Origin of the sequence: Thiohalocapsa sp. ML1 (assembly GCF_001469165.1) — a bacterium.
Lineage (GTDB): Bacteria > Pseudomonadota > Gammaproteobacteria > Chromatiales > Chromatiaceae > Thiohalocapsa.
Genome location: NZ_JABX01000041.1, coordinates 46,402 through 54,113 on the forward strand (window position 1 = coordinate 46,402; position 7,712 = coordinate 54,113).

Consider the following 7,712-nt stretch of genomic DNA (forward strand, 5'->3'; position numbering starts at 1 on the left):
GCACCGCGGTGCCGATCACGTCGCCACGCGTCTTCAGCTCAAGCCTCCAGGATCAACCCATGCCGGCCGCCTTCCCGTTCTCCGCCATTGTCGCCCAAGACGAGATGAAGCTCGCGATCCTGATCGCGGCGACGGACCAGAGCATCGGCGGCGTGCTCGTGTTCGGTGACCGCGGCACCGGCAAGTCCACCGCCATCCGCGCCCTCGCCGCGCTGCTGCCGCCCATGCGGGTGGTCGAGAACTGCGCGTACAACTGCGACCCGGAGGCGAGCGAAGGCACCCTGTGCGTGTCTTGCCGGGAGACCAAGGCCCGGGGCGGCCACTTCAAGGTGCGCAAGGCCGCGGTGCCGGTGGTGGACCTGCCGCTCGGCGCCACCGAGGACCGCGTCATCGGCGCGCTGGATCTCGAGTCCGCGCTGACCCGCGGCGAGAAGCGCTTCGAGCCCGGGCTGCTGGCCCGTGCCCACCGCGGCTTCCTGTACATCGACGAGGCCAATCTGCTGGAGGACCACCTCGTCGACGCCCTGCTCGACGTCGCCGCCAGCGGCGAGAACGTGGTCGAGCGCGAGGGCCTGAGCGTGCGCCACCCGGCCCGCTTCGTACTAGTGGGCAGCGGCAACCCGGAGGAAGGCGAGCTGCGCCCGCAGCTCCTCGACCGCTTCGGTCTGTCGGTGGAGGTCACGACGCCGCAGGACCTCAAGACCCGCATGCAGGTGGTGCGGCTGCGCGATGAGTTCGAGCGCGACCCGGCCGCGTTCATCGAGAAGCACAAGCGCAAGGACGGCAAGATCCGCAAGCAGATCGAGCACGCGAAGGAGAAGCTGCCCGACATCGAGGTGCCGGACGCGACGCTGGAGCACGCCTCGCAGCTCTGCATGAAGCTCGGCACCGACGGGCTGCGCGGCGAGCTGACGCTGATCCGCGCCGCCCGCGCCTATGCGGCGCTGGAGGGCGACATGGTCGTCGAGGACAAGCACTTAATGCGCGTGGCACCGCCCGCGCTCCGACATCGGCTGCGCCGCAACGTGCTCGACGACGCGGGCTCCACGACCCGCGTGAACCGCGCCGTGCAGGAGCTGTTCGGCGCATGAGTAGCCCCGCCCCGGCAGCGTCCGGGCAAGCGAGTGCCGACGCGGCTGCCATCGCCGCGGAACACGCAGCCCAGCGCGCCGCGCGCTGGGACGACGCCTGCCTGGCCGCAGCGCTGTTCGCCGTGGACCCGGTCGGCGTCGGCGGCATCTCCGTGCGCGCGCTGCCGGGGCCGGTGCGCGACATCTGGCTGGAGCTGCTGCGCGACCTGCTGCCGCCGGAGGAGCCGTTCCGCCGCGTGCCCCTGCACATCGCCGACGGGCGGCTGCTGGGCGGGCTCGACCTCGCCGCGACCCTGCACGCGGGCCGCCCGGTGGCCGAGCGCGGCCTGCTCGCCGAGGCGGACGGCGGCGTGCTGCTGCTCGCGATGGCCGAGCGCGTCGCGCGCAACACGGCGGCGCATCTGAGCGCCGCGCTCGACACCGGCGAGGTGCTGGTGGAGCGCGACGGCATCACCGCGCGCACGCCGACGCGCTTCGGCGTCATCGCGCTGGACGAGGGCGCGAACGACGAGGAGCAGGTGCCCGACACGCTGAAGGACCGTTTCGCCGTCCTGCTCGACCTGAACGATCTCCCGTACCAGGCCGCGCTGCCCGGCGACCAGGACCCGGCCGGCATCCGTGCCGCCCGTGCGCGCCTGCCGCAGGTCGAGGTGCCGGAGGACATGCTGCAGGCCATCTGCGGCACGGCGCTCGCGCTCGGCGTCGATTCGCTGCGCACGAGCCTGTTCGCGCAGCGCATCGCCCGCGCCGCCGCGGCGCTCGCCGGCCGCGAGGCCGTCGCGATGGACGACGTCAGCGCCGCCGCGCGGCTGGTGCTCGCCCCGCGCGCGACGCGCATCCCGATGCCCGAGCCCGACGACGCCCCGTCGCCGGAGGAGCCGCCGCCGCCGGAAGAGAACCAGGACGACAACCCCGACAACCAGTCCCCGGAGCAGGACATCGACAAGCCGCTGGAGGATGTCGTGCTGGAGGCGGCACAGGCGGCCATCCCGGACAACCTGCTGGCGCTGCTCAAGATGGGCGCCATGCGCTCGCGCTCGCGCAGCCACGGCAAGTCCGGCGCGAGCCAGAACGGCTCGCTACGCGGGCGCCCCGCCGGCACCCGCCGCGGTGAGCCCGGCGCCGGTGCCCGGCTCGCCGTCATCGACACGCTGCGCGCCGCGGCCCCGTGGCAGCGGCTGCGCCGGGCCGAGCGCGAGCAGCGCAGCCAGGCGGGCACCGGCGGCACCGCCGTGCTGGTCGAGGTGCGCCAAGACGACTTCCGCGTCACGCGCTACAAGCAGCGCTCCGAGACCACGACCATCTTCGTCGTCGACGCCTCCGGCTCCGCGGCGCTGCATCGCCTGGCCGAGGCCAAGGGCGCCGTGGAGCTGCTGCTCGCGGATTGCTACGTGCGCCGCGACCGGGTCGCGCTGATCGCCTTCCGCGGCCCCGGCGCGGAGCTGCTGCTGCCGCCGACGCGCTCCCTGGTGCGCGCCAAGCGCAGCCTCGCCGGCCTGCCCGGCGGCGGCGGCACGCCGCTCGCGTGCGGCATCGACGCCTCCGTGGAGCTCGCCGACGGCGTGCGCCGGCGTGGCGGCACGCCGGTGGTCGTGGTGCTGACCGACGGCCGCGCCAACGTGACCCGCGACGGCATCGGCGGCCGCGCCCGGGCCACCGAGGACGCGCTCGCCTCCGCCCGCGCCTTCCGCACCGCGGAGCTCAAGGCCCTGGTGGTAGATATGTCGCCCCGCCCGCGCCCCGACGCCGAGCAGCTCGCCCGCGAGATGGGGGCGGTCTATCTGCCCTTGCCGCATGCGGATGCGAGGGCGTTGTCGGGGGCGGTACAAGCTGTTTCTTGAGGTGCTAGGAGGAAGGTGCTGGGTGCTAGGTGCTAGGTGCTAGGTGCTAGGTGCTAGGAAGACCACTAGCGCCTAGCCCCTTCCTCCTAGCTCCTAGCCCCTAGCCCCTAGCCACTTCCCCTTAGCTCCTAGCCACTTCCAAAAATGACTTCCGCCAAGGTTCTCCAAGACAAGCTCGACTGGACACGGGACGGCGCGGACTGGCCGAACCGCGATGCGAGCCGCTTCGTCGAGGCGGGCGGCTTGCGCTGGCACGTGCAGGTGGCGGGGAGCGGGGCGGTGCTGCTGTTACTGCACGGCACAGCGGCGTCCACGCACTCCTTCGGCGGGCTGCTGCCGCTGCTCGCCGAGCGCTGCACCGTGGTCGCGCCGGACCTGCCGGGGCATGCCTTCACCGGCACGCCGGGGCCGAAGGAGATCTGCCTGCCGTGCATGGCCGCCGGCGTCGGGGCGCTGCTGCGGGCGCTCGATCTGGAGCCGGAGGTCGCCGTCGGCCACTCCGCCGGCGCCGCGGTGCTGGTGCGGATGGCCCTGGATGGCGAGATCGAGCCGCGGCTCATCGTGAGCCTCTCCGGTGCGCTGCTGCCGCTCAAGGGCCTCGCCGGCAAGTGGTTCTCGCCAGCGGCCAAGTTCTTTGCCCGCAATTCCTTCCTGCCCAGGTTCGTCTCCAACGGCGCGCGCCGGGACCCCAAGGGCGTCGTGCGGCTCGCGGACAGCACGGGCTCCCGGCTCACGACCCGCGACATCGACCTCTACCGGCGCCTCATCGCCAGCCCGGGCCACCTGGCCGCGGCGCTGAACATGATGGCCAACTGGGACCTGGAGCCGCTGGCTCGCGAGCTGCCCGAGCTGGAACCGGAGCTGCTGCTGGTCGCCTTCGGCAACGACAAGACGGTGCCGCCAGCGGAAGCCGAGCGCGTGCTCGCCGTGGACCCGCGGGCGCAGTTGAAGCGGGTGGGGGGGTTCGGCCACCTCGCGCATGAAGAAGACCCGGCCTTTGTGGCGGAGCTGATTTTCGAGGCCATCGGGCTCGACTGACGGCACGTGGTGAAGTTTGAAGGGTGAAGTTTGAAGGGTGAAGTTTGAAGTTTGAAGGGTGAAGGGTGAAGTTTGAAAGGGCGAGCGCGCGGACTGGGATCGCGGGCGTCTCGCCGGCCGCTTGGGTACGCCGACTTGAGTCGGCCCGCGCGGCGACAGCGGCACCTCCACCGCCCGGCGTGCGATCGGTTTAAGGCTCTGGCCCTGCGCCGGGATCGCGCTAGACTGCGGCGCAATCTCCGCAACCGACGCCGGCGGCCATGTCCACCCCCATCTGCGAATCCATCTACGCCATCCCCCGCTGGGGCGAGGGCTACTACGGCGTCAACGCCGCGGGCCACCTCGCCGTGCGCCCGGACCCCGCCGCCGCCACCGAGATCGATCTCACCCGGCTCGTGCAGCGCCTGCGCGACGAGGGCCTGTCGCTGCCGGTGCTGGTGCGCTTCGACGACATCCTGCGCCACCGCGTGCGAGCCATGCGCGCCGCCTTCGAGGCGGCGATGGCCCGCCGCGGCTGGCAAGGCGCCTATCGGCCCGTCTATCCGATCAAAGTGAACCAGCAGCGCAGCGTCGTGCGCGCCATCCTGAGCGCCGGCGGCATCGGGCTCGAAGCCGGCAGCAAGCCGGAGCTGATGGCGGTGCTGGCGCTGGTGCCCGACGGCGAGAACGTCATCTGCAACGGCTACAAGGACCGCGATTACATCCGGCTCGCGCTCATCGGCCGGCGGCTCGGGCTCAAGGTCCACATCGTCATCGAAAAGCCCTCGGAGCTGGAGCTGGTCATCGAGGAGGCGGCCCGGCTCGGCGTGGAGCCGCTCATCGGCGTGCGCGCGCGGCTCGCCGCCGCGGCGGCCGGCAATTGGCAGAACAGCGGCGGTGAGCGGGCCAAGTTCGGCCTGTCGGCGCCGCAGGTGCTCGCGCTGGTGGCGCGGCTTGAGGCCGTCGGCGGGCTCGGCTGGCTTAAGCTGCTGCACGCGCACCTGGGCTCGCAGATCCCGAACCTCGCGGACATCCGCGCCGGCGTCACCGAGCTGGCGCGCTTCTACACGGCGCTCGCCGAGCGCGGCTGCGCGGTGGAGACGCTCGACATCGGCGGCGGCCTCGGCATCGACTACGAGGGCACGCACACCCGCGCCTACTGCTCGGTCAGCTACGGTCTCGACGACTACGCCGACGCCATCATCGACACCGCGGCCGAGGTCTGCCGCGGCGCCGGCCTGCCGGACCCGAACATCGTCACCGAGTCCGGCCGCGCGCTGGCCGCGCACCATGCCGTGCTGATCACCGACGTGGTGGACCGCGAGCGCGCGAGCGGGCTCGGTGCCTGCGCGCCCGCGCCCGCCGGCCCGGCCGCGAGCGCGGACCTTGCTGCGCTCGAAGCGGCGCTCGCGGCGGCCGATGCGGCGGCACCGCTGGAGCTCTTCGAGCGGGCGGAGGCGTCGCTGTTGGCCGCACGTACGGACTTCGCGGCCGGGCGGCTCGACCTCGCCGCGCGCGCCCGTGCGGATGAGGTCTTTGCGGCGCTGTGCCGGCGCCTGCGCACGCGGCTGTCGCATGCGAGCCGCCGCCAGCGCGAGCTGCTGGAGCGCATCGACGCCGAGCTGGCGGACAAGCTGTTCTGCAACTTCTCGCTGTTTCAGTCGCTGCCGGACGTCTGGGCCATCGATCAAATCTTCCCCATCGTGCCCTTGCAGCGGCTGGACGAGGTGCCGACCGAGCGCGGCATCGTGCACGACCTGACCTGCGACTCCGACGGCTGCATCAGCCAGTACGTGGACCAGGACGGCATCGAGGCCAGCCTGCCGGTGCATGCCTTCGACCCGCGCGAGGAGACCTACCTGCTCGGCGTGTTCCTGGTCGGTGCCTACCAAGAGATCCTCGGCGACATCCACAACCTGTTCGGCGACACCGACGCCGTCAACGTCGCGCTGGACCCGCAGGCCCCGGACGGCTATCGCCTGTCCGAACCCGAGCGCGGCGACTCCGCCGATGAGCTGCTGAGCTACGTGCACTTCGAGCCCCGGGAGCTGCTGGCCCGGTACCGCCGCCGCATCGAGGCCGCCGATCTGGAGCGCGGCGAGCGCGAGCGGCTGTACCTGGAGCTAAAGGCGGGGCTGTACGGTTATACCTACCTGGGGAGTCTTTAAGGGCTGAGGGCCAAGGGCCAAGGGCCGAGGGCCGAGGGCTGAGGGCGGACGATCGGTCGCGCAAGCGGGGCTCGTGAACGGGCGCGGCAACACCACATTCACGGGACTGAAGAGAACGCTGGGGACCTTGCGAATGATGAGCTTCCGCTTAAGCCGGCCGCGCGCTCGCGAGCGCCTCTGGCTGCTCGCGCTGGCGGCGAGCGCCGCCTCGTTCGCCGCCTCGTTCGCCGCCGCGGAGACGGTCCCGGTGACCCTCGCCGAGGTGCAGCGCGAGGCGTTGCGCGAGCAGACCATGCTCTCCGGCACCACCGTCGCCCCGCGGCGAGCGGCGCTGTCGCCGAAGGTGGACGGGCTGGTGACGGAGCTGTTCGTGGACGAAGGCAGCCTGGTGGAGCAGGGCGACCCGATCCTGACCCTCGATGACCGGCTGGAGGCTCACACCGTGGACGCCGCCGCCGCGCGCGTGCAGGAGGCGGAGGCCAACCACCGGGACGCGGTCCGCATCCGCGACGAGCTGCTGCGCCTCAAGCAAGGCCGGCACGCGTCGGAGACCGACATCCGCTCCGCCGAGGCGCGGGTGGATATCGCCGCGGCGGCGCTCGCCGCCGAGCGGGCGGCGCTGGCGAGCGCCGAAGAGATCCGGCGCCGGCATCGGCTCGCCGCGCCCTTCGCCGGCATGATCGTCGCACGCGAGGTCGAGGTGGGCGAGTGGGCGAAGCGCGACGAGGCGGCGGTGGAGCTGGTGGCGCTGGACCGGCTGCGCATCCGCGCGACGCTGCCGCAGGCCGACTACACCCGGGTCAGCCGCGGCGCGACGGCCGAGGTGCGCTTCGATGCGCTGCCGCAGCAGACCTTCTCCGGCAAGGTGTTCGCCCGCGTGGCCGCCGGCGACGCCCGCTCGCGCACCTTTCCGGTGCTCATCGACCTCCCGAACCCGGAGCGACGCCTCGCGCCCGGCATGTCCGCGCGGGTGCGCGTGGACCTGAACGGGGCCGAGGACAGCGTGCTGACGGTGCCGCGGGACGCCGTCGTCGCCAAGGCCGACGGCAGCCGCGAGGTCTGGCGCGTGCGCGAGGAGGACGGCATCCTCAAGGCCTACCCGGTGTCGGTCGAGACCGGCCGCGCCAATGGCGACCGGCTGGAGATCCTGTCCGGCGACCTGGCCGACGGCGACCGGCTGGTGCTGCTCGGCAACGAGTCGCTGCGCCCCGGCCAGAGCATCGCCCCGCAGCCGGCGCCGCCACGCGTGGACAGCGCCGAGACCGCGGCGAAAGAGCCAACGAGCGTGAGCACTTCGTCCCAAGCCCAAGCAGTCAAGTCAACCACTTTACCATAAAAGTCGCGCGCAGCGCGCTCCTGAGTCTCCCTCTCCCCCTGGGAGAGTGCCGGGGTGAGGGAAACGGCCATGGCGAGCAGCGCCTTGACCGACAAGCGGACTCGACACCGCGCCGGCACGGACTGGGACCGCCGGCTTTCCAGCCGGCTTCGCGTGCCGGGGGCTCGATGCCCCCGGCGCGCGATCTGCGGCGCGCGAGCCGAGCGGTTGCCCATGACGCGCCGCCGGGCGGACGACCGCGCATGTGGCCTTCTGCCAG

Annotated in this window: 5 protein-coding genes; all 5 read left to right on the forward strand. The window is 72.6% G+C overall.

Going from position 1 to position 7,712, the window contains the following annotated elements; all coding sequences use genetic code 11:
- Positions 1 to 59: 59 nt before the first annotated feature.
- Complete coding sequence (gene bchI / locus ML01_RS20950) at positions 60 to 1,091, forward strand: magnesium chelatase ATPase subunit I (protein ID WP_058557344.1); 1,032 nt, start codon at positions 60 to 62, stop codon at positions 1,089 to 1,091.
- Positions 1,088 to 2,932, forward strand: coding sequence for a magnesium chelatase subunit D (locus ML01_RS20955; protein ID WP_082674499.1), 1,845 nt, complete (start codon positions 1,088 to 1,090; stop codon positions 2,930 to 2,932). Before bchI ends, ML01_RS20955 begins: the two co-directional genes overlap by 4 nt.
- A gap of 144 nt (positions 2,933 to 3,076) precedes the next feature.
- The gene (gene bchO / locus ML01_RS20960) at positions 3,077 to 3,970 is read left to right on the forward strand and encodes an alpha/beta fold hydrolase BchO (RefSeq protein ID WP_058557339.1); all 894 of its coding nucleotides are present in this window, start codon (positions 3,077 to 3,079) and stop codon (positions 3,968 to 3,970) included.
- Between the two features lie 260 nt (positions 3,971 to 4,230).
- A complete protein-coding gene (speA, locus tag ML01_RS20965; protein ID WP_058557340.1) occupies positions 4,231 to 6,117 on the forward strand; it encodes a biosynthetic arginine decarboxylase in 1,887 nt (628 codons plus the stop codon).
- A 136-nt stretch (positions 6,118 to 6,253) separates the two neighbouring features.
- Entirely contained in the window at positions 6,254 to 7,453 is a 1,200-nt protein-coding gene (locus ML01_RS20970) for an efflux RND transporter periplasmic adaptor subunit (protein WP_162268071.1), read from the forward strand.
- Positions 7,454 to 7,712: the final 259 nt, after the last annotated feature.